Annotated in this window: 21 protein-coding genes; 9 read left to right on the top strand and 12 right to left on the bottom strand. The window is 62.6% G+C overall.

Features of this window, described 5'->3' with window-relative positions:
- Positions 1-20: 20 nt before the first annotated feature.
- A complete protein-coding gene (locus GYM54_RS21800) occupies positions 21-4,778 on the bottom strand; it encodes a DEAD/DEAH box helicase (protein ID WP_231752205.1) in 4,758 nt (1,585 codons plus the stop codon).
- Positions 4,779-5,169: 391 nt separating this feature from the next.
- Between GYM54_RS21800 and GYM54_RS19260 the strand changes: the two genes are divergently transcribed.
- The 6 genes from GYM54_RS19260 (at position 5,170) to GYM54_RS19235 (ending at position 13,207) form a co-directional block, all read left to right on the top strand.
- The gene (locus tag GYM54_RS19260) at positions 5,170-5,481 is read left to right on the top strand and encodes a hypothetical protein (RefSeq protein WP_131651109.1); all 312 of its coding nucleotides are present in this window, start codon (positions 5,170-5,172) and stop codon (positions 5,479-5,481) included.
- A gap of 14 nt (positions 5,482-5,495) precedes the next feature.
- Complete coding sequence (locus GYM54_RS19255; protein ID WP_131651108.1) at positions 5,496-6,191, top strand: SDR family oxidoreductase; 696 nt, start codon at positions 5,496-5,498, stop codon at positions 6,189-6,191.
- Between the two features lie 301 nt (positions 6,192-6,492).
- Entirely contained in the window at positions 6,493-7,788 is a 1,296-nt protein-coding gene (egtB, locus tag GYM54_RS19250) for an ergothioneine biosynthesis protein EgtB (protein WP_197445479.1), read from the top strand.
- Positions 7,789-7,790: 2 nt separating this feature from the next.
- On the top strand, positions 7,791-8,756 hold the full coding sequence (gene egtD, locus GYM54_RS19245; protein WP_181101855.1) for an L-histidine N(alpha)-methyltransferase: 966 nt from the start codon (positions 7,791-7,793) through the stop codon (positions 8,754-8,756).
- Positions 8,753-10,510, top strand: coding sequence for a S8/S53 family peptidase (locus tag GYM54_RS19240; RefSeq protein WP_197445480.1), 1,758 nt, complete (start codon positions 8,753-8,755; stop codon positions 10,508-10,510). Before egtD ends, GYM54_RS19240 begins: the two co-directional genes overlap by 4 nt.
- A 588-nt stretch (positions 10,511-11,098) precedes the next feature.
- Positions 11,099-13,207, top strand: a complete 2,109-nt coding sequence (locus tag GYM54_RS19235) for a glycoside hydrolase family 5 protein (RefSeq protein WP_197445481.1) — start codon at positions 11,099-11,101, stop codon at positions 13,205-13,207.
- A gap of 50 nt (positions 13,208-13,257) precedes the next feature.
- Here GYM54_RS19235 and GYM54_RS19230 read toward each other — a convergent pair whose 3' ends face one another.
- Entirely contained in the window at positions 13,258-13,635 is a 378-nt protein-coding gene (locus tag GYM54_RS19230) for a transcriptional regulator (protein ID WP_197445482.1), read from the bottom strand.
- Positions 13,636-13,787: 152 nt separating this feature from the next.
- Between GYM54_RS19230 and GYM54_RS19225 the strand changes: the two genes are divergently transcribed.
- Positions 13,788-14,081: a hypothetical protein gene (locus GYM54_RS19225; protein ID WP_197445483.1), complete on the top strand. Its 294-nt coding sequence runs from the start codon at positions 13,788-13,790 to the stop codon at positions 14,079-14,081.
- 48 nt (positions 14,082-14,129) lie between these two features.
- On the opposite strand, the gene GYM54_RS19220 is transcribed toward GYM54_RS19225, so the two are convergent.
- Both GYM54_RS19220 and GYM54_RS19215 read right to left on the bottom strand, forming a co-directional pair.
- A complete protein-coding gene (locus GYM54_RS19220) occupies positions 14,130-15,476 on the bottom strand; it encodes a DEAD/DEAH box helicase (protein ID WP_197445484.1) in 1,347 nt (448 codons plus the stop codon).
- A 215-nt stretch (positions 15,477-15,691) separates the two neighbouring features.
- Positions 15,692-16,021, bottom strand: a complete 330-nt coding sequence (locus GYM54_RS19215) for a 3-phosphoglycerate kinase (protein ID WP_197445485.1) — start codon at positions 16,019-16,021, stop codon at positions 15,692-15,694.
- 64 nt (positions 16,022-16,085) lie between these two features.
- On the opposite strand from GYM54_RS19215, the gene GYM54_RS19210 reads away from it, so the two are divergent.
- Together GYM54_RS19210 and GYM54_RS19205 are read left to right on the top strand one after the other, a co-directional pair.
- The gene (locus GYM54_RS19210; RefSeq protein ID WP_131651099.1) at positions 16,086-17,030 is read left to right on the top strand and encodes a LysR family transcriptional regulator; all 945 of its coding nucleotides are present in this window, start codon (positions 16,086-16,088) and stop codon (positions 17,028-17,030) included.
- Positions 17,027-17,578 carry a peptidylprolyl isomerase gene (locus tag GYM54_RS19205; RefSeq protein ID WP_131651098.1) on the top strand — a complete coding sequence of 184 codons (552 nt, stop codon included), beginning with the start codon at positions 17,027-17,029 and terminating at the stop codon, positions 17,576-17,578. The genes GYM54_RS19210 and GYM54_RS19205 overlap by 4 nt, the downstream gene beginning before the upstream one ends.
- Positions 17,579-17,629: 51 nt before the next feature.
- Here GYM54_RS19205 and GYM54_RS19200 read toward each other — a convergent pair whose 3' ends face one another.
- From GYM54_RS19200 to GYM54_RS19165, 8 genes are all read right to left on the bottom strand, one after another.
- A complete protein-coding gene (locus GYM54_RS19200; RefSeq protein WP_197445486.1) occupies positions 17,630-18,526 on the bottom strand; it encodes a CHAD domain-containing protein in 897 nt (298 codons plus the stop codon).
- Positions 18,527-18,578: 52 nt separating this feature from the next.
- Complete coding sequence (locus GYM54_RS19195; RefSeq protein ID WP_197445487.1) at positions 18,579-19,844, bottom strand: Hsp70 family protein; 1,266 nt, start codon at positions 19,842-19,844, stop codon at positions 18,579-18,581.
- Positions 19,845-19,992: 148 nt separating this feature from the next.
- Positions 19,993-21,339 (bottom strand): MFS transporter, encoded by a 1,347-nt coding sequence (locus GYM54_RS19190; RefSeq protein ID WP_197445488.1) that lies wholly within the window; start codon positions 21,337-21,339, stop codon positions 19,993-19,995.
- 125 nt (positions 21,340-21,464) lie between these two features.
- Entirely contained in the window at positions 21,465-22,247 is a 783-nt protein-coding gene (locus GYM54_RS19185) for a hydroxypyruvate isomerase family protein (RefSeq protein WP_197445489.1), read from the bottom strand.
- On the bottom strand, positions 22,244-23,131 hold the full coding sequence (locus tag GYM54_RS19180) for an NAD(P)-dependent oxidoreductase (protein WP_197445490.1): 888 nt from the start codon (positions 23,129-23,131) through the stop codon (positions 22,244-22,246). Before GYM54_RS19180 ends, GYM54_RS19185 begins: the two co-directional genes overlap by 4 nt.
- 55 nt (positions 23,132-23,186) lie before the next feature.
- On the bottom strand, positions 23,187-23,510 hold the full coding sequence (locus tag GYM54_RS19175; protein WP_131651092.1) for a protealysin inhibitor emfourin: 324 nt from the start codon (positions 23,508-23,510) through the stop codon (positions 23,187-23,189).
- A 14-nt stretch (positions 23,511-23,524) separates the two neighbouring features.
- Positions 23,525-24,580, bottom strand: a complete 1,056-nt coding sequence (locus tag GYM54_RS19170) for a M4 family metallopeptidase (RefSeq protein ID WP_197445491.1) — start codon at positions 24,578-24,580, stop codon at positions 23,525-23,527.
- 99 nt (positions 24,581-24,679) lie between these two features.
- Positions 24,680-24,997, bottom strand: coding sequence for a hypothetical protein (locus GYM54_RS19165; protein ID WP_181101886.1), 318 nt, complete (start codon positions 24,995-24,997; stop codon positions 24,680-24,682).
- Between the last annotated feature and the right edge of the window lie 133 nt (positions 24,998-25,130).

Raw genomic sequence — 25,130 nt, 5'->3', positions numbered from 1 at the left:
AGCCAGAAGCCCAAATCTCACTAACGCCGCGCCACCGCCAGCAGTTGTCGTGCTTTGCGCTGATCCTCTTCGTCCAGTTCCGTCAGTAGTTCTGGCTTGCCGGCGATCAGCAATCCCAGCGGTACACCGTCGCGATAGAGGATGCGATTGCCTGCCACTGCCGGCACGCGCTCGCCCGGCAGCAGGGTACCGAGCTGGTTCAGCGGATCGACCGCCGAGACTGCGATCATCTCGCCCGTGAGCGGCCGCTTGCGTATCTCGCGCAGCAGGCCGACCGCTTCTGGCAAAGCGAACTGTTCACCCGGTACGCCCGCGACGAAACGCCCGCCACGAATCTCGCCACGCGCTTCGAGCCGGTGGTAGACGCGCAGCAGGTCGCGCCAGGGCGGCAGCCAGTCCGCTTCCCGATCCAGTAACCGCCAGAACACCACGCCGTAGCGGCGCAGCAGCGTCATGGCGATGTGTTCCAGCGCTTCGGGATCGAGCGCAGGCGAGCGCGACGTTGCGGTTTCGACCGGCGCCTTCGCACCCTTGCGGACCAGCGCCCAGCGTCCCGCATCGGCCATGCCACCGATGAAGGCACCGCCGCGACTCTGCCGGCCAATGCGTGAACGCTTAGCGGCGGGCGCCAGCAAGGCGCGCAGGCCGGCAAAGCTGTCGGCGTTGACCAGCCCGACCGCGACCAGCTCACCGAGCGCATTTTCCAGTTCGCTGCGCAGCAGATGCGCGTCCTGCTGCAGCTCATCGAAGAACAGCGCGCCCTGCCCTTGCAGCGTCTCGAAAACCCGCTGCGCCCGTGACGAAAGCTCTGGCTGCGGTGCGTCGCCAGCCAGCGCATACCAGGCCACGAGGTGTCGACGCGGCAACAGCACGATAGGTGTGCCACGCACCGGGCCGCTGTTGGCCTTGATCCGCCCGGCCAGGCGCGTCCAGACGATGCGCCCGGTTTGGCAGAATTCGTCCAGCCAGGTGCGACCGTAGTCCTCCAACCGCGCAGGCAGCAGGTCGCTCTCCCAGGCCCCGGCGGCGGCCTGAAACCCTTCTAGTTGTTCGACCACCGTGCCGAGCGCGTCGCGGCCCTGCATCCGCGTCGCTTCGGACAGGTGCTGCCAGTCGAACAGAAAGCGCATGAAATCCGCGCGTTCCACCGGTTCAATCTCGCGGCGCAAGCGTTTGACTGTGTAACGGTGGATGCGCGCCAGCAAATGCCGCTCGCACCATTCGTCTTCGCTCGCGCCGGGTGTGAAGCGACCACGCAATACATACCCTTCGGATTCCAGACGGATCAGGGCCTGGGCGACAGCAGAGGCCGGCATGGCCAATGGCCGAGCGATCAGCGAGACCGGCAAGGGGCCGAAACCGGTCAGCCGCGCGCGGATCAGCTCGGCCAGCGCCTCATCCTCGTTCGACTGCTGATCGAAGCCGGGCAGCGGCGCCAGCGCCGGCTCACAACGAGCGTTGGGATAGATCGACCGCAACAGCGCCAAGCGTTCGATGGGCAACCAGAGCGCACGATCCTGCGCAATCTGCATTCGCGTGGCGCGACCGCCACGGGCCAGTTCACCCAGCCAGCCAAGCCAATCCTGCTCGGCCGATGCCTCGCTCTCGGCTATACCGCCAAGGCCGACCAGTGCCTCATGCAGCTCATCCGGATTAAGCGCGTGCGGCCAGGCTTGCTCGCGCACCGCTTCGATCGCAGCGGCATCCAGCGCGCCCAGATCGTCACTGGACTCGGGATCGGTCCAGCGTCGATTGAGCACCGCCTGGGTGCGGCGCTCTTCCAGCGGCGCGTCGTCGAGGAAGGCATAGGGACGCGCGCCCAGCACTTCCATAGCCAGCGGTGACGGCGCCGGCAGATTGCGCGCGAGCAGCTCGACTTCACCCGCCTCGATGCGCCGCAACAGCGCCAGCCAGCCTTCGCTGTCCATAGCATCGTGCAGGCAGTCGTCGAGCGTCTGCGCCACCAATGGGTGTTCGGGAATCTCGCGTTCGCCGACGATATTTTCCAGGCAGGCGACCTGATCGGGGAAGACGGTGGCGAGCAGGTCTTCGCTCTTCATCCGCTGTAACTGCGGCGCCACCTTGCGTCCGCCGGCCATGCGGGGCAGCGCTAGCGCAGTGGTCGCGTTCCAGCGCCAGCGCACGCCGAACAACGGCGCGTCGAGTAGCGCCTGGATCAGGACCGCCTCGGCGCTGTTTGAATGGAGGTAGCGCCAGACATCGTCGAGGGGAAAGCTGTGGCTGGTGGACAGCGAAAAGATGATCGCATCCTCTGTCGCCGCAGCCTGCAGTTCGAAGTTGAAGGTGCGGCAGAAACGCTTGCGCAAGGACAGCCCCCAGGCGCGGTTGATCCGGCTGCCGTAGGGCGAATGAATGACCAGTTGGGTGCCGCCGGATTCGTCGAAGAAGCGCTCCATGATCAGCCGGCTTTGCGTGGGCAGCCCGCCCAGCGCCGAGCGGGCGCGGGCCAGGTATTCGACGATCTGCCGGGCGGCGGGGTCTGGTAGGCCGAGGGTGTCGGTTAGCCAGGCGATGGCGAAGGTCAGGTCCAGCGTGCGCACCGCCTCCCCCTCACCCCAGCCCTCTCCCGCAAGGGGAGAGGGAGACAAGCCTGCGGCCATCGGGCGCGACGGGAATGCTCCAGCCCTTGCACCAGACCTCAAGTCACTCGCATTCGATTCACCCCACTCGGATTCCCCCCTCGCCCCTTTGGAGAGAGGGCTGGAGTGACGGGCGTCGGTGTTCAGCCGATCATCAACCTCCCCAAGCGCTCCGGCCACTTCAGCCGCCAAGCCAACACCATCAGCTTCACCCCGCTCGGACCGCCCCATCTCCTTCTCGGAGAGAGGGTCGGAGTTAGGGGCAACGGAGCTCAGCCAAGCATCAACCTCCCCACGCGCTCCTGCCACATCAGCAGCCAAGCCAACACCATCAACTTCATCCCGCTCGGACTGCCCCCTCGCCCCGTTGGGGAGAGGGTTGGGGTGAGGGGCGACGGTGTGCAGCCGATCCTCGATCTCCTGCCGCAACCTCGCCACCGCAGCCGATAATTCATCGCTACGCCCCGGCGCTTCGCCCAGCCAAAACGGGATGTTCGGCGGCTGGCCCTGGGCGTCCTCGACCCGTACCCGGCCAGGTTCGATCTTGAGGATGCGGTAGGACGTGTTGCCCAACTGGAATACGTCGCCGGCCAGGCTTTCCACCGCGAAGTCTTCGTTCACCGTACCGATGTTGAAGCCTTGAGGTTCGAGCAGCACCCCGTAGTCGGCGTTGTCCGCAATGGTGCCGCCCGACGTCAGCGCGGTCAGGCGCCCGCCGCGTCGGCCTCGCAGGCTGCGGCTGACCAGATCGCGATGCAGATAGGCGCCGCGTGCGCCGTGGCGGGTGGTGTAGCCCTCGGCGAGCATCGCCAGCAGTGCCTGATAGCTGGCCTCGCTCAAATCGGCGTAGGGCATGGCGCGGCGAATCAGCGCCAGCAGCGCATCCTCCTGCCATTCGCGGCACGACACCTCGGCGACGATCTGTTGCGCCAGCACGTCCAGCGGCGCCACGGGAATCGTCAGCGTGTCCAGTTCGCCACGGCGCACGTTGTCGAGCAAGGCGGCGCATTCGATCAAGTCGTCGCGCGAACTGGGGAATAAACGCCCCTTGGACACGCCGCCAACCTGATGCCCGGCACGGCCGACACGTTGCAGAAACGCCGATATCGAGCGCGGCGAACCCAGCTGGCAGACCAGCTCGACGTCGCCGATATCGATGCCCAGCTCCAGCGAGGCAGTGGCCACCAACACCCGCAATTCGCCACGTTTGAGCCGCTGCTCGGCGTCCAGCCGCTGCTCGCGCGCCAGGCTGCCGTGATGGGCGGCGACCATGGCATTGCCGAGGCGCTCGCTCAGATGTCGCGCGGCGCGTTCGGCCATCCGCCGCGTGTTGACGAAGACCAGCGTCGTGCGGTGTTCGCCAGCCAGCGCCGCGAGTCGGTCATACACCAGTTCCCACACGGCATTACTCATCACCGCTTCCAGCGGCACCGGCGGCACGTCCAAGGCCAGATCCCGCGCACGGCCATGGCCGATATCGACGATTTCACAGCGCCGCCCGACGCCGACCAGGAAGTCCGCCACCGCTGCGATGGGCTTCTGCGTAGCCGACAGTCCGACACGCACCAGCGGACGCTGGCACAGCGCTTCCAACCGCTCCAGCGACAACGCCAGATGGCTGCCACGCTTGTTGCCGGCGATGGCGTGGATCTCGTCGACGATCACGCTGCACACGCCCGTCAGCATCTGCCGACCCGATTCTGAACCCAGCAGTACATAGAGCGACTCCGGCGTCGTCACCAGAATATGCGGCACCCGCTTGCGCATCGCCGCCCGCTCGGCCTGCGGCGTATCGCCGGTGCGCACGGCGGTGCGGATCTGCAGCGCCGGCAGGCCGAAACGCTCCAGTTCGGCGGAGATGCCCAGCAGCGGTTGCTCGAGGTTCACCCGGATATCGTTGGACAGCGCCTTGAGCGGCGAGACGTAAAGCACGGCCGTTTCGTTCGCCAAGCCGCCCTCAGCCACGCTCTGCCGAACCAGTTGATCGATCGCGGCGAGAAAGGCCGTCAACGTCTTGCCCGAGCCGGTGGGAGCGGCGATCAGCGTCGATTGACTGGAACGGATCAGGGGCCAAGCGGCAATTTGAGCCGGAGTCGGCGAAGGGAAGCTGCGGCCGAACCAGCCAGCTACCGCTGGATGGAACGCAGCGAGTGCGTCGTGCACGGGAGTCGGTTTCATACGAACGAATATGCTGCCGCCTTGGCGCAGCCACAAGGGCAGACGCTCGCAGCCCGTCGTTTACTCGGAAACAGCCGCTCGCCATAGGGTCTGTTGACGTTTCGTACGCGGCCGCGCCGGAGCCTGTTTTTGCGCGAGGCAAGGCACGAGGAGTGAAGCTTGGTCGTTCCAAATAAACGACGAGAAACGCCGAATCGCGCAAAAACAGGCCCGGCCCAAAGGGTTGCGCGGCAAATGGCGCCATGCGGCGTTGCGGGACTTGGCAAGGGAACAACCATTACCTGTGTCCCGCGCCTGGCCTGGTGCCATTTGGCGCAGCAACGCGGCTCGCGACGAAACGTCAACAGACCCTAGCGGTCAACTTGGAGACAGCCCGCCAATGGAGAGCACCATGAACACTCAACCCCTGACACTCGACGATGCGATGCAGCTGGTCACCGAAGCCTTTCTGCCGTGCGGCTGCGTGACCAGTGCTAACCCGGACGACGACAGTTTCGGTTTTACCGTGATGTCGAGCAGCGGTGCCGAGATGCTACGCGTGCCCAGCGTGCCGCGTGACGAATACAGCAGCGCGCAGCGGCTCGGCAGCGTCATCGAGCAGGCGCGGCTCGACGTTGAAGACAAGGATCAGCGCCTCGAGCCCTGGACCATGCCGGTACTGGCCGACGACACCGGCATCCCGGAAACCCCACCAAACTATTGAGTCTGGAGGTGACCATGAGCGATCCGGTTCTGCTGATCACCGGTGCTTCATCCGGAATCGGCGCGGCCACTGCACGGCTCGCCGCTGAAGCCGGTTACCGCGTTGCGCTGGCGGCGCGTTCCGAGCACAAGCTCGCGGAACTGGTAAGCGAACTCGGCGGCTCGGAGCGCGCATTGGCGATCCGCTGTGATGTGAAGGAATACGCCGAGCAGCAGGCCATGGTGCGGCAGGTGCTGGAGCATTTCGGCCAGCTCGATGCGGTCTACGCCAACGCCGGAATACCCGGCAGCGAAGGCGGCTTCAGCGGCGCCGACCCTGAAGTCTGGCGCGAGATGCTGCTGACCAATGTCTACGGCGTCGGGCTGACCCTGCGCTGCAGCATCGAGGCGCTCAAGGCCAGTCGCGGCCACTTGCTGTTGACGGGCTCGGCCGCAGGACGCTTCGTCATACCCGGCTCGATGTACAGCGCCAGCAAATGGGCCGTGACCGGCATGGGCCTCAGCGTGCGCGAGGAATTGCGCGGCACTGGCGTGCGGGTCACGTTGATCGAGCCGGGCATGGTCGACACGCCGCTGTTCGACGAACCTCCGGCGTACGCGATGCAACCGGACGACATTGGCCGAGCAGTGGTCTACGCGCTGTCGCAGCCGGCACACGTGGACGTCAACGAGATCCTTATCCGCCCTACTCCGCCGGTCGAAGAACGCTAAGGCCTGTTCCAAACGTTCTGAACGCGCAGGTCCGTAGGGCCGAATTTATTCGGCCGCACATTTTTGCGAAGGCCTAACAAGATCGGCACCACGGCTAGCGCAGCAAAGCGGTAACAGCCGTTAGCCGGACATCGTTCAGTACCTAACGCAATCGGGCTTTACATCACAGGCGAAGCGAAGCCATTGCAGCGCTCTCGCATCCGCATCGCAGAAACTTTTGCGCCTCGCTTCGGGTCGCTATAGAGGCGGTTTTCGGCCGCTCCCGGTCTCGAACTAGCCGGGCATAAACAAGGGGGACGCCATGGGCAACCTGGCAGAACGGCGAAACCAGCAACTGGCGCTCGCCGAACCAGATCACCTGCTGCAACGCTTCCGGCAGGTACGCGCCACCAGCGAAGCGATCTGCGCACCCTTGCAGATCGAGGATTACGTCATCCAGAGCATGCCCGACGTCAGCCCGCCGAAATGGCACTTGGCGCACGTCAGCTGGTTCTTCGAGGCGTTCGTGCTCAAGCCGTATCTGGCTGGCTACACACCGCTCGATCAGGCTTATGACCACCTGTTCAATTCCTATTACGAAACCCACGGCACGCCTTTCCCACGGGCCCAGCGCGGGCTGATTTCACGGCCCGGCGTGGACGATGTCTATCGTTTCCGCCATTACGTCAATCAGGCGATGGGCGAGCTTCTGGCCAATCCACCCCAGCAGCATGACGCTGAAATCCTGCGCCGGGTCGAGCTGGGTCTCGAGCATGAACAGCAGCATCAGGAGCTGCTGCTGATGGACATCAAGCACATCCTGGCGCAAAACCCTTTGCACCCTGTTTACCGGAACGATCTGAAACCGGCACCGACACTGCATAACGACCGCCTGCGCTGGCACGACTATGGCGGCGGGGTGCGCCACATCGGCCACGACGGCAACGGTTTCGCCTTCGATTGTGAGACACCGCGACATCGGCAGTTCATCGAAGATTTCCAGCTGGCCGATCGATTGGTGAGCAATCGCGAATACCTGTCGTTCATCGCCGACGGCGGTTACGCGCGCAGTGAACTCTGGCTGTCCGATGGCTGGGCACATATCCAACAGCACGGCTGGAACGCCCCGCTGTATTGGCACCGCGACGACGGCGCCTGGTACGAAATGACTCTTGGCGGGCTGCGGCCGCTGGATCTGGAGGCGCCGGTCTGCCACGTCGGTTTCTACGAGGCGGATGCCTACGCACGCTGGGCCGGCGCCCGGCTGCCCAGCGAAGCCGAGTGGGAGATCGCCGCTGGGGAACAGCCACTGCGCGGCAACTTCCTGGAGAACGATCATCTGCAGCCAGTCGCGGCGAGCGCCCCCCATGACGGGCCCGCGCAGTTGTTCGGACATGTCTGGGAATGGACGGCCAGCGCTTACCTCCCCTACCCCGGCTTCCGCCCGCTGGAAGGCAGCCTGGGCGAGTACAACGGCAAATTCATGTCCGGCCAGATGGTGCTGCGCGGCGGTTGCTGCGCCACGCCGCAAAGCCATATCCGCGCCACCTACCGCAACTTTTTCCAGCCGGCCATGCGCTGGCAATTCGCCGGGCTGCGCCTGGCCAGGGAGCTATGACGATGGCGTTAGCCGTGCATTTCCATGACCAGACCCAGCAACCTCACGAGGCCTCGCTGCGTGACGAAACGTTGGCCGCCTTCGCCGCCTCGCCGAAGCATATTTCGCCGAAGTTCTTCTACGACCGGCGCGGATCGGAGCTCTTCGAGCAGATATGCCTGCAGCCCGAGTACTACCTGACCCGTACCGAGGAACGAATTCTCGCCGATGCGGCGAACGATATCCGTGAGATCGCCGGACCGCAGACCGACCTGATCGAGCTGGGCAGCGGCGCCAGCCGCAAGGTGCGCCTGCTGCTCGAAGGGTTGCGGCCGGTCAGTTATCTGGGCATCGACATCTCGGAGCAGTTCCTACTGACCAGCACTCAGCGCCTGGCCGCCGACTATCCTTGGCTGGAAGTACATGCCGCCTGTGCCGACTTCTCCGATGAGCTGGCGCTGCCGGACGACTTCACCATCCATCACCCGCTGGTGTTCTTTCCCGGCTCCAGCATCGGTAATTTCACGCCGTTGCAAGCGCGCAAACTGCTTGGGCATCTGCACGATATCCTTCCGCCCAGGGGCGGTGTGCTGATTGGCGTTGACCTGGTCAAGGACCGCGACGTGCTCGAAGCGGCGTACAACGACCGTGCCCATGTCACGGCGGCGTTCAACCTCAACCTGTTGCGACGTATCCGAGAAGAACTGAACAGCGATATCGACCCGTCACGTTTCGCTCACCGCGCCTTCTTCAATGAAAATGACTCGCGAATCGAAATGCATCTGATCAGCCGTGAGGCGCAGGACGTGACCGTCGACGGCCAGCGGTTTCACTTCGATGCCGGCGAAAGCCTGCACACCGAGAATTCCTACAAGTACACGCTGGAGTCCTTCGCCAATCTCGCCAACAGTGCCGGCTTCGATTGCAGCGGCCAGTGGACCGACTCCGCTGAGCTATTCAGCGTCCACTATCTGCAGCGTCGACAATGAAGGCAGCTCATCTCTGCGTATCGATCGGGCTTGCGCTGGGCCTGCTGAACCCAAGCCTGGCGATGGCTGAATCGACTCCGCTGCGGCTCAAGGATATGCAGCGTTGCGGCGATCTCTTCTCGGACGATCAGTTGACCTTCTGTCTGCGTGCGACCGGGCTCGATGACGGCGACGTCAGGCTGATGCTGCGCGGCAAACCGGTCCAAGCCACCCGCTCAGATGACGGCAAGCTGCGGCTGTCATTGCGCAAGTCCGAGCACGAGAGCGGGCCGCTTTGGCTGGAGCAAGGCGAACGCCGCAGCAACCCGGTGTGGCTGACGATGAACGGGAGCCACGTGCTGGCAGCCGGCCCTGACGAAGTGACCAAGAACATGGACGGGCTGAACACCTATGTCGATTTGATCAGCCTGATCATCGAGGAAAACCTCGACGGCCTGGAGAAGTCGCAGCAACTGGCCAAGAAATACGGAGCCGAAGTGGTCGGCGCCATCGCACCGCTCAACATCTATCAGTTGCGCCTGCCGGTAAAGAACCTGACCGAGCGAGACGCCATGGTGCTGCGCCTGGGAAACGAGGTAGGCGTAGACGCGGTGGTGATCGAAGAATCTGGCGCCGAGGAGCCGCTGGAACAGGACAAGGAGCCCAAGCCGCGCCACAGTGAGTGGGTCGCCAATCGATTCCTGGACGCCGTCGACTATTACCAGCACCGCGTGCCGTCCAAACAAGCCCCTGTCGAGGCGCACCCCGTGCGAATCGGCATCGTCGAGCGCAACGTCGACTTCGACGCCCCCGAGTTCGCTCCTTATTTAGGCGATTGCGATCCACGAGAGCCGCGCACATGCGTGTATGCCAGGGATGCCGAGGCGCCGGACGAACACGGCACCACCGTTACTGGAATACTTGCGGCGCGTAGTGTTGAGCCAAGCGACAGCGGTTTTCTAAGTGCCCTGGAGCCAGCCAGCGCCGGCTTCGAGGTGATCGTCGAGCGCAATTCCGATGCCGGCATCACCGCCAATGTGGCCGCATCGGTCAACCTGGTCGAGGATGGCGTACGCGTATTGAACTGGAGCTGGGGCATCCACCGCATCGGCACGCGGGATGTGGAGGGCGAGGAAGTCGACTCGCTGATTCGTTCAGGCATCGCCATGAGCGGCTATGAGGAGTTGCTCGAAGAGTTCTTCCTCTGGTTGCGCCGTGAGCATCCCGACGTACTGGTGGTGAATTCCGCCGGCAACGGTTCGGCGCGCTCCAGTCTGGATGACTACCGCCTGCCGTCCTCATTCATCACCGAGCAATTGTTGGTCGTCGGCGGCCACCAGCGCAACGACAAGCGCGACGTACCGGTGGAGCATCCGGAATACGTCACCAAGCGGCCTTCATCGAACGTCGACATGCGCGTCGACATCACCGCCTCGGCCTGCACGCGCGCCGCAACGCTGGAACCCGACAAGCGCGGCGAGGTGCATTGCGGCACGTCATACGCCACCCCGATGGTGACGGGCATTATCGCGACGATGCTCTCGATCAACCCGCAGCTGGCGCCGGAGCAGGTGCGGGAACTGTTACGTCGCAGCGCACTGACCATCGGCCGAGACAGCGATTTCGAGCCGGTCGAAGCCGACGACCTGACCGCGCCGATTCTGCCTTCCGAGCGCAACTATCAGATGAACAATCAGGACATCGGTCGCTCGGCCCGCCTGGACATGCGCAAGGCGTTGGAGCTCACCGTCGACAGCCTGGATCAGGTGCGCTGACCTAGCGTGATCCGACGCCGCTTCGGCGAGTCAGTCGTCCTGGTCTGATTCGACGTACCTGCATCAGCTCTTCTAGCCGAGCTATCAATCTGCCATCTAACAGCGTTTATCTTTCAATGAACGAGCTAATTACGTTTCGCTTGTTAACCGCGTATGTGTTTTAGAAATATTCTGCAATGAACAGATTAGCTACTTTTATGCGCTGACAAACTAACAAGCGAAACGGTAATTATCTAAACCAGCGCCAAGCCTGTTTCCCTAGGAAATAATAATTACTTATTAATCAACAAGTTGCATTATTTGAAATTAGTAGCTTATTGCTATCAAATAATATCAATATGAAACCACATAACTAAAGCCAAGGTTTATGCCGACTTACCGGCGCCAAAATAATTTTACTGTCTGCTATTCCTTCTATATAAAGCCTATCCATTCAAAGCGAGCCCAACGGTGTTGCCGTTTCGCTGCTTTGTTGTGAGTGGGTGGCGTCGTCGGCAGTGCTTCGTTTGTTGCATCCCCCAATGAATGCTTCCGCAATTTTTTAAAGGGCACGCGTGCCTTTTGTCGTATTAAGTTCCGGAGATATCAATGTTCCTCAAAGCAGTCTCGGGCGCACCACGAGCAGTACTCGGCGCCTTCATGCTTACCGCGATGTTTGGCCTCACTACGGTCCAGGATGCCAACGCAGCAGCTACCTCGTCCGCTGCAAGCGCGACGAGGGCCATCGCCACCGCGCAAGTCAACGACTTCACCAGTCCTGAGTGGAACAAGGGGACCTGGCGTAAATCGGCGGGGTTTTCCATCCCGGCGACAACGGCTAACAAAGCCGCATTCAAAAAAGGCGCACAGGTAAAGCTGGCGAACGGCGAGATTCGTTCGGTGAAGGTCGTCTATTTTTCCGGTGCGCATATGAGCGTGATGCTGTCGGGCGCAACGCTCAACGCCGCAGCCACCGGTTACCCGAAAACGGTTTCGGCGCTGGGCTCGGATACAGGCGCGCCGGCAATCGCCGCACCGCAGCCGGCACCCTCGGCCAGTACGTCCAGCCATAGCAGCGCCATCAACAATTACACCAACAGCGATTGGCAGAATGGTGTGTGGCGCAAATCGGCGGGCTATTCGATCCCACTGACCACGACCAATCGTTCGGCATTCAAGCCTGGCGCCTCGGTGAAGCTCGCAAATGGCGAGACTCGCGCCATCACTGCGGTGTACATCTCCGGCAACAACATGAGTGTGATGCTTTCCGGCGGCAAACTCAGCAGTTCGCTCGGCCATCCCAACAAGCTGTTCACCGCGACCAGCAAGCCGAGCACGCCTGCGGCTCCAGCTCCGGTTGCACCTAGCCAGCCCTCCAAGCCTGTAGCCACCCCGCCGTCGAACAGTTCGTCCCCATCCCTGACGACTGCGCTGAATTCCTTTAACGGTGGCGACTTCGTTAACGGTGTCTACACCACCAGCAAGTTCGTAGGCATTTCAGTCAAGGCGACCGCACAGAACAAGGCAGCATTTCACAAGGGCGCAAAGGTCAGGTTTGCCGATGGCCAGGTACGCACTATCAACCTGATCTATTACTCAGGCGGCAATATGACGGTGATGATGGACGGCGGCGCCATCAACGGGAAGGCCGTGGGCTATCCGCGAACCGTGTCGGTTAGCAGCACCGGTTTCAGTCAGGCAAGCCCGAGCACCGGAACTAACGCTCCAGCCAACGACGCACCAGTGGCAAACCCCATCAACCTGGTCGGCATCAACCTGGCCGGTGCCGAGTTTGGTGCTGACGTCGCCTTGCCGGGGACATACCTAAAGCACTACATCTATCCGGGCGAAGCTGACTTCAAGCGCTACGCCGAACGCAACCTGAAGCTGGTACGTTTGCCATTTCGTTGGGAACGGATTCAACCGAGGCTCAACGGCGAGCTGAACAGCGCCGAGCTGGCGCGAATGATGGCGACGCTTGACTATGCAAAGAAGTACAACATGCAAGTCGTCCTCGACATGCATAACTACTATCGCTACTACGGCAAGATGATCGGTTCCAATGAAGTGCCCGTTAGCGCTTTTGCCGATGCCTGGCGCCGCATTGCACAAAAGGTTGCCAACCACCCGGCAGTTTATGGCTATGGACTGATGAACGAGCCACACACCACAAACGGCAAGTGGCCCACCGCTGCCTTGGCTGCGGCGAAGAGCATCCGTGCGATCGACTCCAAACGCTGGGTAGTCATTGCCGGCGACCGCTGGTCCAGCGCATTCCACTGGCCGTCCTATAACACCCAGCTGGTCAACGACGCTTGGATGCGTGATTCGAAAAACAATCTGGTATTCGAAGCCCACCTGTATTTCGACAAGGATTATTCGGGCTATTACACCAACAGGAAAGAGGTCTACGACCCAATGATCGGCGTCAATCGGGCCAAGCCTTTCGTCGAGTGGCTCAGGAAAAACAAGCTGCGTGGCTTCATCGGTGAACACGGCGCGCCGGACTTCTCGTCCTCAGCAATCGTAGCGACGGACAACCTGTTGAAGTATCTCAACCAGAACTGCATCCCAAGCACCTACTGGGCTGCCGGTCCATGGTGGGGCGACTACGCGCTGTCGCTGGACGTGAAGAGTGGAAAGCCACGTCCGCAGCTGCCAGTTCTGCAAAAGCACGCGGCGAACAAATCCTGCGGGACCATCGGCCCACTGCTCTAATCGGCCTGTATCGCTAACTCTGCGCCCCGCCTTAGCGGGGCGTATTTTTTTCAGCCCGTCGCCAAGGCGTCGAAGATTTCCGGCGTCAGCGCGGCCTCGCCTTTGTCATCCAGGCGCTGGCGGTACGCAGTGCCCGCAATGTCGCCTTCGAGCATCTCAAGTAGCCGTGAACCCCGCTCGGTCAGGACGAAATTCTCACCATTACCGCCCTGCTCTTCCGGGCGCGTCACCAGAAACCCCCCTTCGAACAGCAGGCTCTCGTAGTTCTGCGCTTCAGCCTTGAGCGAATCGAGATTAGGCAGTGGCTGGCCGGCATCCTCCATGGCAATCGCATGCTCATCGGCATATTGACGCGGCGCGAAGGCCTCGTTGCCAGGCTTTTGCGCTTCGCGCAGCAGACGCAGCATTAGATCCCAGTCATAGGTCATGTCGTTCTCCTGTTGCACCGCGTCAGAACGCGGCTCTTGCTAATACGGACCGTGCCGGCTGCGGCATGGTTCGATCATCAGCACAACGGGAAAGGCTGAACCAAAGCGCTCGCATGGCATCCACCGAACAGGTCTTAAAGGAGCGCACCACCATGAAATACCTGTTGATACCCCTCGCTGCCGCCCTGCTGGCCAGCCAGCCGGCACTGGCCGAATGCACCACGGACCAGATAAACGCCAAGGCCCGGCAGCTGGCCGAACGCGTCAATCAGCTAACCGAAAGCGACCCCGAGCGTGCTGCCGAGATCAACGAGCAATTGCGGGAGATGGAGGTCAAGCAGACCGCTGACCAGCTGGGCGACGAATGCCAGGCCTATGACAAGCGCCTGCAGCACGTCGAGGAAGCGGAGAAAAAAGCTGATATCGCACCAGCGGAGAAGCGCTGACGGACACGAATGACCGGGGCTACGACGCCCCGGTGTGTCGTGGAGACCTTATTCGGCGGCGGGCTTCTTGCGGCGCAGCGGTGCCATGCCGTCCTGACTGACGACCTGCGAGGCAGGCGCTTCACGCTTGGCGTTCTTCGGTCGCTTGGCCGTCGGTTTTGATGCCACTTTGGTCTTCTTGTCGGTGGCCTTCTTCTTGTCGTCCTTTTTCTTCTTGGTGCCGGCGGCCTTGCCCGATGCCTTGAGGTTCTTCGGGCCCATGTAGCCGCCCTTCAGCCCTTTGATGACACGATGCTCGAAACGCTGCTTGAGGTAGCGTTCGATACTCGACATCAAGTTCCAGTCGTTATGGCAGATCAGCGAGATCGCCAGGCCGTCGGCGCCGGCGCGCCCGGTACGTCCGATGCGGTGAACGTACTCATCACCCGAGCGCGGCATGTCGAAGTTGATCACCAGATCCAGACCTTCGATATCCAGACCGCGCGCCGCCACGTCGGTGGCTACCAGAACCTTCACGCCACCTTCCTTGACGCGGTCGATGGCCAGCTTGCGCTCCTTCTGATCCTTGTCCCCGTGCAGCACGTAAGCCTTGACGCCCTCGGCCACCAACCGTCCGTAAAGACGGTCGGCCTGCACGCGGGTATTGGTGAAGATCACGGCCTTCTTGTAGGTCTCGTTGGCCAGCAGCCAGTGCACCAGCTTCTCTTTATGCTCGATGTTCTCGGCGGTGATGATCTGCTGACGGGTGCCCTCGTTCAGCTCGCTGACGCGGTTGAGCTGAAGGTGCAGCGGATCGCGCAACACACTTGCCGCCATCTCGCGCAAGGCGGCGCCGCCGCTGGTGGCGGAGAACAGCAGCGTCTGCTGACGCTTGGCACATTCGCCGACCAGCCTCTGTACGTCGTCGGCGAAGCCCATGTCGAGCATGCGGTCGGCTTCATCGAGGATCAGCAGTTCGACGTCCTTGAGGATCAGCGTGCCGGCATTGAGATGCTCGATCATCCGTCCCGGCGTGCCGATGAGGATGTCCGGGACCTTGCGCAGGATCGCCGCCTGGACCTTGAAGTCCTCGCCACCGGTGATCATCGCCGACTTGATGAAGGTGAACTGCGAGAAGCGCTCGACTTCCTTGAGGGTCTGCTGGGCCAGCTCGCGGGTCGGCAGCAGGATCAGCGCGCGCACGTCGGTGCGCACCACCGCATCGCCGATCAGCCGGTTGAGCATCGGCAGCACGAACGCCGCCGTCTTGCCGCTGCCGGTCTGCGCCGTTACCCGCAGGTCGCGCCCTTCCAGCGCCGGGGGAATGGCCGCCACCTGCACCGGCGTCGGCTCGACGAATTTGAGTTCGGCGACCGCCTTGAGCAGGCGTTCATGCAGGGCGAATTGGTCAAACAAGGGGGATACCTCAAGGTCGAAAAACGTCGCATAGATTAACGCGTCCGGCCGGTGGAAAGGCGGCTTTATCAGCGCGACGATCGACCGGATCGTTGATCGAACCCGAGGCGGGCGGATCGACAGTGCGGACGCGACTAACAATTGAACATTAGCGACGCGCTAAGCCGAGCCTTGGAAGCCGGCCACCGCGTCCCGATCGGCTCACCGCGCGAACCTCACTGCGGCTCGCAGGTCAGCTTGATACGCAGCCGGATCACATCGCGCTTGAACTTGGCGGTCAGCGGCTTGCGCTCGCCAGCGTCGAGCGTGGTGCGGCGGGTGCGTGGTACTTCCGGGCCGTTGCGGAACACCGCTGAGCAGCTCACCGGGCGTTCGCCGAAGTTCTGCAACAGCAGACCGGCCATGTCCCGGTCGATGGTTTCGGTGGTAGCCAGCACTTCGGCGCCATTGAGCTCTTGCTCCAGTTCCACCGGATAGCTGACGGCCAGGGCGCTCAGTGGGATGATTGCGAGCGAAGCGAGCGCGGCGAAGCGTATTTTTTTCATTTTATGCGGGCTCCTCGTGAAGGCGTGCCAGCGTACCAGACAGACGCGACAGGAAAACAATGGAATGAAAGTGCCACGCGTAACCCTCGATCAATGGCGAACCCTGCAGGCGGTGATCGATCACGGCGGCTTTGCCCAGGCGGCGGAGATGCTGCATCGCTCGCAATCGTCGGTCAGCTATACCGTGGCGCGCATGCAGGAGCAGCTCGGCGTTCCGCTGTTGCGCATCGATGGTCGCAAGGCAGTGCTCACCGATGCAGGCGAAGTGCTGCTGCGCCGCTCGCGGCAACTGGTGGTCCAGGCCGGGCAGCTCGAAGAACTGGCCCATCACATGGAACAGGGCTGGGAAGCCGAAGTACGCCTGGTGGTGGACGCCGCCTACCCCAACGCCAAGCTGATCCGCGCGTTGACGGCTTTCATGCCGCAGAGCCAGGGCTGCCGGGTGCGTTTACGCGAGGAAGTCCTGTCGGGCGTTGAAGATGTGCTCAGGGACGGCACTGCGGATCTGGCAATTACCAGCCTGGACATTACCGGCTACCTCGGAGCGGAGCTGAGCACTGTCGAATTCATCGCCGTCGCCCATGCCGACCATTCGCTGCACCAGCTGCAGCGCAAGCTGAGCGTGCAGGACCTGCAGAATCAGATGCAGGTCGTGGTGCGCGACTCCGGCCAACGTCAGCCGCGAGACGCCGGCTGGCTGGGCGCCGAGCAGCGCTGGACGGTCGGCAGCCTGGCCACCTCGGTCGCCTTCGTCAGCAGCGGGCTGGGTTTCGCCTGGCTGCCGCGTCACATGATCGACCGCGAACTGGCCGAAGGCGTGCTCAAGCCGCTGCCGTTGATCCAGGGAAGCATTCGCCGCCCGTTGTTCCATCTCTACACTAACCCGGACAAACCGCTCGGCCCGGCAACGCAGATTCTCATCGACCTGATCAAGACGTACGATGCGCAAACTCAACCTGCCGATGGCCGACCGGCCCAAGCTTCCACCCTCAACAGGACTACACCATGAAACGACTCGTACTCGCCGCCTGCTCGCTGCTGCTCGCCGGAAACCTCCTGGCGGCAGACAACCCACGCGTGCTGCTGAACACCAGCATGGGCGAAATCGAAATCGAGCTTGAAGCCGAGAAGGCGCCGATCAGCGTGAAGAATTTCCTCGGCTATGTGGAAAGCGGCTTCTACGATGGCACCGTGTTCCACCGCGTGATCCCTGGCTTCATGATCCAGGGCGGCGGTTTCAACGAAGGCCTGGGCCAGAAGAAGACCGGCGAGCCGATCAAGAACGAAGCCGACAATGGCCTGCACAACGTTCGCGGAACCTTGGCGATGGCCCGTACACAGAACGTCAACTCGGCCACCAGCCAGTTCTTCATCAATCACCGCGACAATGACTTCCTCGACCACGGCGGCCGCGATTTCGGCTATGCGGTGTTTGCCAAGGTGGTGCGCGGAATGGATGTGGTCGATCAGATCGCCCAAGTGCCCACCGGCAACCGCAGCATGATGCAGAACGTCCCGCTGCAGCCGGTGACGATCGTTTCCGCGAAGAAGCTGTAACCTCGATTCTCCTGCCGCTGGCGTACGGTCTTATGACCGTGCGCCAGACAGTCAGACCTCGGCCGTTTCCCAGTAGCGCTGCCAGCGCGCCACCAGATCCCGAGGCGCCTCCAGATAGATCTCATTACCCAGCGCCAACGCTTCGCGCTGCATTTCGCCGCGCCGTTGCACGATCACGCGATCGAGCCGCTCACGCAACGACTGGTCACCGACTAAAGGCGGCTGCGCCTGCATCAGCTGCTGCATCATCGCCAGATCATGATCGTCGCCGAGCAGATCGGCCAGACGCTTGAGCGAGTCGCTGCGCACCTGCATCAGCGTCGGCCAGCTAGGAGTCAGTAGCCGCGTCTGATACCAGTGATCCTTAACCCGTTTGCGCCATTCATGGAACTGCTCGTCGCTCGGTTCGAGTTTGACCTTGGCCAGCTCGGCACAACCGTCGGCATAGGTGCGCTCCACCCCGGCGGCCAACAGCTCGAAACCCTCGGCGCTCAATGGCCAGCTGTCGATACAGGCGCTGGCATTGCTCAGTTCATTGATCGCCTGGGCAATACGGGCATCGAGGTTAGTGGCATCGCCTTCGCCCTGCCTGGCTCTTGCCTGCAGGCGCCGACGGATCTGTTTGAAGCCCGCCTCGGCGAACAATTTGGGGAACCGTGCGCTCAGCAGATCCCAGCTTTCCAGCATGGCGGTGGCGTCGCGAGATTCGGCCAGCGCACGGCCAAGATCGCGCAGGCGCTGATTCTCGCGCTTGAATTCAGCACCCAAGGGCTTTCGCACCAATCGCAGCAACGCGCGCAATTCCTTGAAGCGCTTGCGCGCCTGATGCACACCCTCGGCTCGCTCGGCAGCCGGCACGCTCAGTGCCTCGATGGCTTTGTCGATGCGCTGTCGAGCGACCTTGCGCACCTCGGCGACAGGGTCTTGCGGACGAAGTTTGTAACCCATGAAAACTCCCCAACAGGCCCGCGAGACATGCCGGACAGGCGCTCACGGGAAATCAACCGTAGCGTTTCTTCGCTTCGATGGCCAAGCCGCTACCGATACTGCCGAAGCGGTTGCCTTCCACATGACGGGCGCTTGGCAGCAGTGCTGCGATGCTCTGGCGCAAGGCCGGAATCGCGCTGGAACCGCCGGTGAAGAACACCGTATCGATGTCGTCGTGCTTGAGCCCGGCGCTTGCCAGCAATTGACTGACGTTGCCGCGGATTCGTTCGAGCAACGGGTCGATGGCCGTTTCGAAGCCGTCGCGGGTCAGGCTCGCCTGCAATCCCGCTTCGATCCGCGCGAAGTCGATGAGATAGCGGTCCTGCTCGGTCAGCTCGATCTTGCCCTGCTCCACCTGCATCGCCAGCCAGTGGCCAGCGCGTTGCTCGATGAGACTGAACAGCCGGTCGATCCCGGTGGGGTCGACGATGTCGTAGCGCATGCTCTGCAGCGCACGCAGCGAAGCCGGCGCATAGACCGCGTTGATGGTATGCCAGGTGGCGAGGTTGAGATGGGTGCTGGTGGGCATCGGCGCGTCGCTTTTCATCCGGCTGCCATAGCCGAACAAAGGCATCACGCCCTGCAGGCTGAGCTGCTTGTCGAAATCGGTGCCGCCGATGTGTACGCCCGAGGTGGCGAGAATGTCGCTCTGACGGTCATCGATCTGGCGCCGCTCCGGCGACAGCCGCACCAGGGAAAAGTCGGAAGTACCGCCGCCGATATCGACGATCAATACGCGCTCTTCCCGCTCGATGCGCGACTCGTAGTCGAAGGCTGCTGCGATGGGTTCGTACTGGAACGAGACGTCCTTGAAACCGATCTTCTTCGCCGCTGCAGCCAGGGTGTCGGAAGCTTCCTTGTCTGCCTGCGGGTCGTCGTCGACGAAGAACACCGGGCGACCCAGTACCACCTCGTCGAACGCTCGACCGGCACTGGTTTCGGCGCGCTGTTTGAGCGTCCCGAGGAACAGGCCGAGGATGTCTTTGAACGGCATGGCACTGCCCAGTACCGTCGTTTCGCTCTTCAGCAGCTTGGAGCCCAACAGGCTTTTGAGCGAGCGCATCAACCGCCCCTCGTAGCCTTCCAGATATTCGGCCAGGGCTAGCCGGCCATACACCGGACGGCGTTCCTCGACATTGAAGAAGACCACCGAAGGCAGGGTGTGCTGATCGTCCTCGAGCACGATCAGCGGCTCGCTGGCGGGACGCCACCAGCCGACGGTCGAGTTGGAGGTGCCGAAATCGATGCCGCAGGCGCGGGCGGGAGACGGAGTGTGCATGTGCGGTCCGGACTGCCAAAAACGGCCGCGCAGTTTATGCGAGCCTGCCGGCAATTGCTGGCCAATCGTCGCCCAGTCGGCAAGCAAGTCAGCAGGCGTCAATCGGTGCCGTCGACAGTACCCTGCGGCACTGTCGACGGCGAGGCGATCAGGCCAGAGCGGCCTCGGCGTCGCTGGCGGACTGAGTCATGCCATCGGTCATGCGTTTGGCGTCATGGCAGAACGTCCGCGAGGCCTGGAACAGGAACACCATGGTCAGCAGCAACGATGCCGGGATCAGGTACATCGCCCCATGCAGCCCTTCCGCGCGGAACGCTTCGCTCATCTCGCTGGCCCCTGCGGCGAGCATCGCCGACTCGGCAAAGTGATCGGACAACAGCCCCACCACCACCGTACCCATGCCACCGCCAAGCAGATAAAGCCCCGCGAAGAACAGCGCCATGGCAGTGGCGCGCAAACGTGGCTCGACCACGTCTTGAATCGCGGTGTAGACGCAGGTGTAGAAGTTGTAGGAGAACAGCCAGCCGATGCTGAAAATCGCGACGAACACGCCGACCTCGATGCGCCCGGCGAGTAGCGCGTAACCGGTGGCGAGCGTGGCGATGACCATGCTCACCGCCGCGAAGATCAGCCGGCCACGGGCGAAACGCTGATGGATCTGGTCGGCCACCCAGCCGCCAAAGGTCAACCCAATCAAGCCGGTCAGGCCGACGATCACACCGGTGGCAATCGATGCCTCAACCAGCGGCACCGCGTGATAACGCATCAACAACGGCACCATGAAGGCGTTACAGGCGTAGGTCGCGAAGTTGAACGCCAGGCCGGCCAGCACCAGCCACCAGAAGGTACGGATCGCCAACACCTTGCGCACGGGCTGTTGCACGCGCTCCTGGGACACCTTCACCGTCTCGGCGGCGCCACGCTGCGGCTCCTTGACGAAGAAGATGAACACCGCCAGCACTAATCCAGGCACGGCAGCGATGAAGAACGGCGCGCGCCAGCTGCCGAAATACTCGACCATCGAGCCGATGGTGAAAAACGCCAGCAGCAACCCAAGCGGAAGGCCGAGCATGAAGATTCCCATGGCACGAGCGCGCTTGTGTGCCGGGAACAGATCGCCGATCAGCGAGTTGGCCGCCGGCGCGTAGCTGGCCTCGCCGATGCCGATGCCCATGCGGATCAGCAGGAAACTCCAAAAATTCCAAGCGAAGCCGTTGACGGCAGTCAGCCCACTCCAGGCGGTCAAACCCCAGCCCATGATCTTGCGGCGCGAGCCGATATCGGCCATACGCCCCAGCGGCACCCCGGCTATCGCATAAACGATGGTGAAGGCAGTGCCGATCAGGCCGAGCTGGAAGTCGTTGAGGCTCCACTCCAGACGAATCGGCTCGGCGATGATGGCGGGAATGGTGCGGTCGAAGAAGTTGAACAGGTTGGCCAGAAACAGCAGAAACAGGACACGCCAGGCGTTCGCGGCTTGGTTGGTTGGCTGCATGACGTCGCTCTCGATTTATTGTTATAGGCCGACCATGGTGTCAATCGGCTCTCCCGCGAATGACTCTAGAGCTCCTTCACGCTTCTGTCTGTCAACATCATTCCCGCTTATGCCGGGCGATGGCATCAATGCTGCCGCCACTCCGCCAACCAGCCCAGGCCTGCTGCGGTGTCCTGCCCATCGGGCCGATACTCCGCTGCCAGCCAACCGTCGTAACCCGTCCCACGCAGCGCTTCGATCAGACTCGCGAATGCCACCTCGCCGCTACCCGGTGCGCCGCGCCCGGGGCAGTCGGCGAACTGCACATGGCCGATGCGCGGACCCAGAAGCCTGATCCCGGCGGCGATATCGAGCCCTTGTCGCGCCATGTGGTACAGGTCCAGCTGCGCTTGGCAGTTGGGGTGATCAACGCGCTCCAGCAAGGCGTGCAGATGCTCAGGGGTATTGATCAGGAAACCCGGCATATCCAGCGGGTTGATCGCCTCGCACACCACGCGCACACCGAGCAACGCGAAGGCTTCGGCACTCTTGCGCAGATTCTGAACCAGCGTTTCCAACGCCTGCTCGCGCGTGACGCCCTCGGCCAGCCGCCCCGGCAACACGTTGACGCACGCCGGTCGCGCCATCGCCGCGTAGGTCAGGGCTTCCTGCAGCGCCGCATCGAAGTCCTGCTGACGCGCCGGGGCCGCAGCCAGACCGGCGCCTCCCTGCATGAAATCGCCGGCTGGCAGGTTGATCAGCACCAACGGCAAGCCGGCACGCTCGAGCACCTCCTTGAGGTGGATCGCCGGCAGTTCGTAGGGAAACTGAATCTCCACGCCATCGAAACCGGCAACACACGCCGCCATGATGCGTTCGGCCAGCGGCAGCTCGTTGAACAGCATGGACAGGTTGGCGGCGATTTTCATTGGCTCTGCTCCCGGTACATCCGCACCAGGGTCGCCGGGTCCTGCTCGAGATGACCCTGACTGCCATGCAGGCGCATCAGCTGCGCGGCCAGCCCGGTCATTGGCGTGGCGCTGCCCTCTTCGCGGGAAAGCTGGACGGCGGTGTCGAGGTCCTTGAGCAGGGTGCGCACGTGCCATTTGATCGGCTCGAACTCACTGCTGGCCATCTGCGGGGCGAGAATCTGCAGCGGCTTGGAGTCGGCGAAACCGCCAGCCAGTGCCGGCGCGATCAGACTCGCATCGACACCGGAACGCTCGGCCAGCGCCACGACTTCGGCGATGACCAGCGCATTGCAAGCGACGATCATTTGGTTGCAGGCCTTGGTCACCTGCCCCGCACCGACCCCGCCCATGCGCGTCAGTCGCTGCCCCAGCTGCATCAGGATCGGTCGGACCCGCTCGACGTCCTCGTCACGCCCGCCAGCCATGATCGCCAGGCTGCCCGCCTCGGCGCCAGCGGTGCCGCCAGATACCGGCGCATCGATCCAGCGCATGCCGCCACGCGACTCCAGCTCGGCGGCCATGGCGCGCGTGGCCGCCGGTTCCAGGCTGGAATGATCGACCAGCACTTGCCCCGCTCGCGCCCCTTCAACGATGCCACCCGCGCCGAACACCACCTCGCGCACGACTGAGGTATCGGCCAGACACAGCAACACCACATCAGCAGCCGCGCAGAGCTCGGCCGGCGTGCTCACCTGCCGCGCACCGGCTTCGACGAGGGGCGCGCATTTTTCCGGCGAACGGTTCCATACCGTTAGCGGATAACCGGCGGCAATCAGCCGGCGACACATACGCAGACCCATCAGGCCGATGCCGGCAAAGGCGATGGAAGGCAGTTCGGACATGGTTTGGCTCCTGAATGAGAGAGGGCCGATTCTAGCCCGGGCGGCCAAGTCGCGCTCAGAGCACCTCACCCTTGTCCCAGAGCCGCACCAACTCACCGGGTGCCCGCTCCTCCGGCACCTGGATCACCATTTCGTCGTCGTTGTCATGCTGCCTGAAGCGCAATTCGATCTGGTAATAGCGGCGGTCGCCTTGCCCGCTGGGAGAAGTCGCCAACGGCAGGCAACCTTCGAGAACGGAGCAGATTTGCTGGCGCTGCTGCTCGTTACAACTGGCGAAGTCTATTTCGCGTGGACGGCTGAGCGCCTGTATCGCGGCAAAGCCGCCTTGCCGCGACAGGCGAATGGTCGCGTCCGAATCCAATGCCGGTAACTGTTTCATGCACGTCTCCTCAATCAGGGATTCACGCCCACAGCCGCCCAAGCCTGCACGACAGCCCGCTCTTCGTTACCGCCCGCGCCGAAACGAACGGTCGCGTTGTCCACGGTCAACTGGGCAAATGCGGAAAAATCCGCGTCGTTGGCCAGGCGCCGGTCGCACAGCGTGTCGTACCAGATGCGTCCGGCCTTCTCCCAGGCGTAGCCACCCAGGGCGGTCGCGGCCAGATAAAACGCGCGGTTGGGGATGCCGGAGTTCAGATGCACGCCGCCGTTGTCGTCACGGGTGTCGATGAAATCATTCATGTGCCCAGGCTGCGGGTCCTTGCCCAGCAAAGGATCGTCATAGGCGCTGCCGGGATTGGCCATCGAGCGCAGCGCCGAGCCTTGCACACGATCGGTCAGCAGCTCGGCACCAATCAGCCAGTCGGCCTGATCCGCCGTCTGCTTCAGGCTGAACTGTCGTACCAGCACGCCAAACACATCCGAAACCGATTCGTTCAGCGCGCCCGACTGATTGAAGTACACCAGCCCCGCCTCGCTTTCGGTCACGCCATGGGCTAGCTCATGAGCCACTACATCCAGCGAGAGGGTGAAGCGATTGAAGATTTCGCCATCGCCATCCCCGAACACCATCTGCGCGCCATTCCAGAAGGCGTTCTCGTAATCGACGCCATAGTGCACCGTGCCGATCAGCGGGAAGCCGTGGTTGTCGATCGAGTCCCGGCCAAACACCTGCCAGAAAAATTCGTGGGTCGTGCCGAGCGCATCGTAAGCCTCGTCCACCGCCGCATCGGCGACCGGCGGCTGGCCTTCGATTCGCGCGAGCACACCAGGCAGCACCATCTGTTGCTGGGCATCGTGAACGCTGCGCCGCGGCTCGCCTGGCCGGCCACGCTCGGGCAATACGCTGGCCATCGGCTGGCGATTGGGCGGCCCCGGATTGGGCAACAGGTTGCGCACGTGAGCCAGCGTCCCCAGCGCTCGATCACGCTGGCGCTGCGAGCCGTTGTCGACGATGCGCCTGAGGATATAGGGCGGGATGAAGCCGTGGTGCGAGCTCCGAACGAACATGCAAAACCCCCTTTAATACGACACGAACGCAGGCTGCATCCGTGCATATCTGATCAGGCCCTGTCCGCTACGTTTCGTTGCCTGGATATTTTCTTGAGTCTAGCCGTCGTTCGCCGGCTCCGACGCCATCACGACGGCCTCGTTCTCCAGCGCACGGATCGCTTCATCCAATTGTTGAATGCACAGATCGATCGCCATCTGCCGCAGGGCATCCGGCCACTGGTGATCGGTGAGCGGCTCGACCAGATCGAGCAAGCCGGAATGGCCGACGAGCATCCCGTGCCTGACCTTGAGCGTCTGGCCTTCGCTGACCAGCGTCACCGGATCACGCGCGATGATCGTCGCACCGGTCGCTAGGAGTTCGTCGATGTGTTTGCGAAGAGAGTGAAGCGTACGTTTGTCTCGTTGCTGTTCCATAGCAATAAGCCATCATCCGAGGAGGGCGCGGATTCTAGTGCAACGGAGAACTGAATCACAAAATTTCCTTAGCCAGACAGTCGCGATGCTTACAGGCGGTGCGAGCGACCAGGCTCGTCGCAGCCAGCCAACT

The organism is Pseudomonas sp. MTM4 (assembly GCF_019355055.1).
Lineage (GTDB): Bacteria > Pseudomonadota > Gammaproteobacteria > Pseudomonadales > Pseudomonadaceae > Stutzerimonas.
The sequence above is the reverse complement of the archived record's forward strand: the minus strand, read 5'-3'. Positions and strand labels throughout refer to the sequence as shown.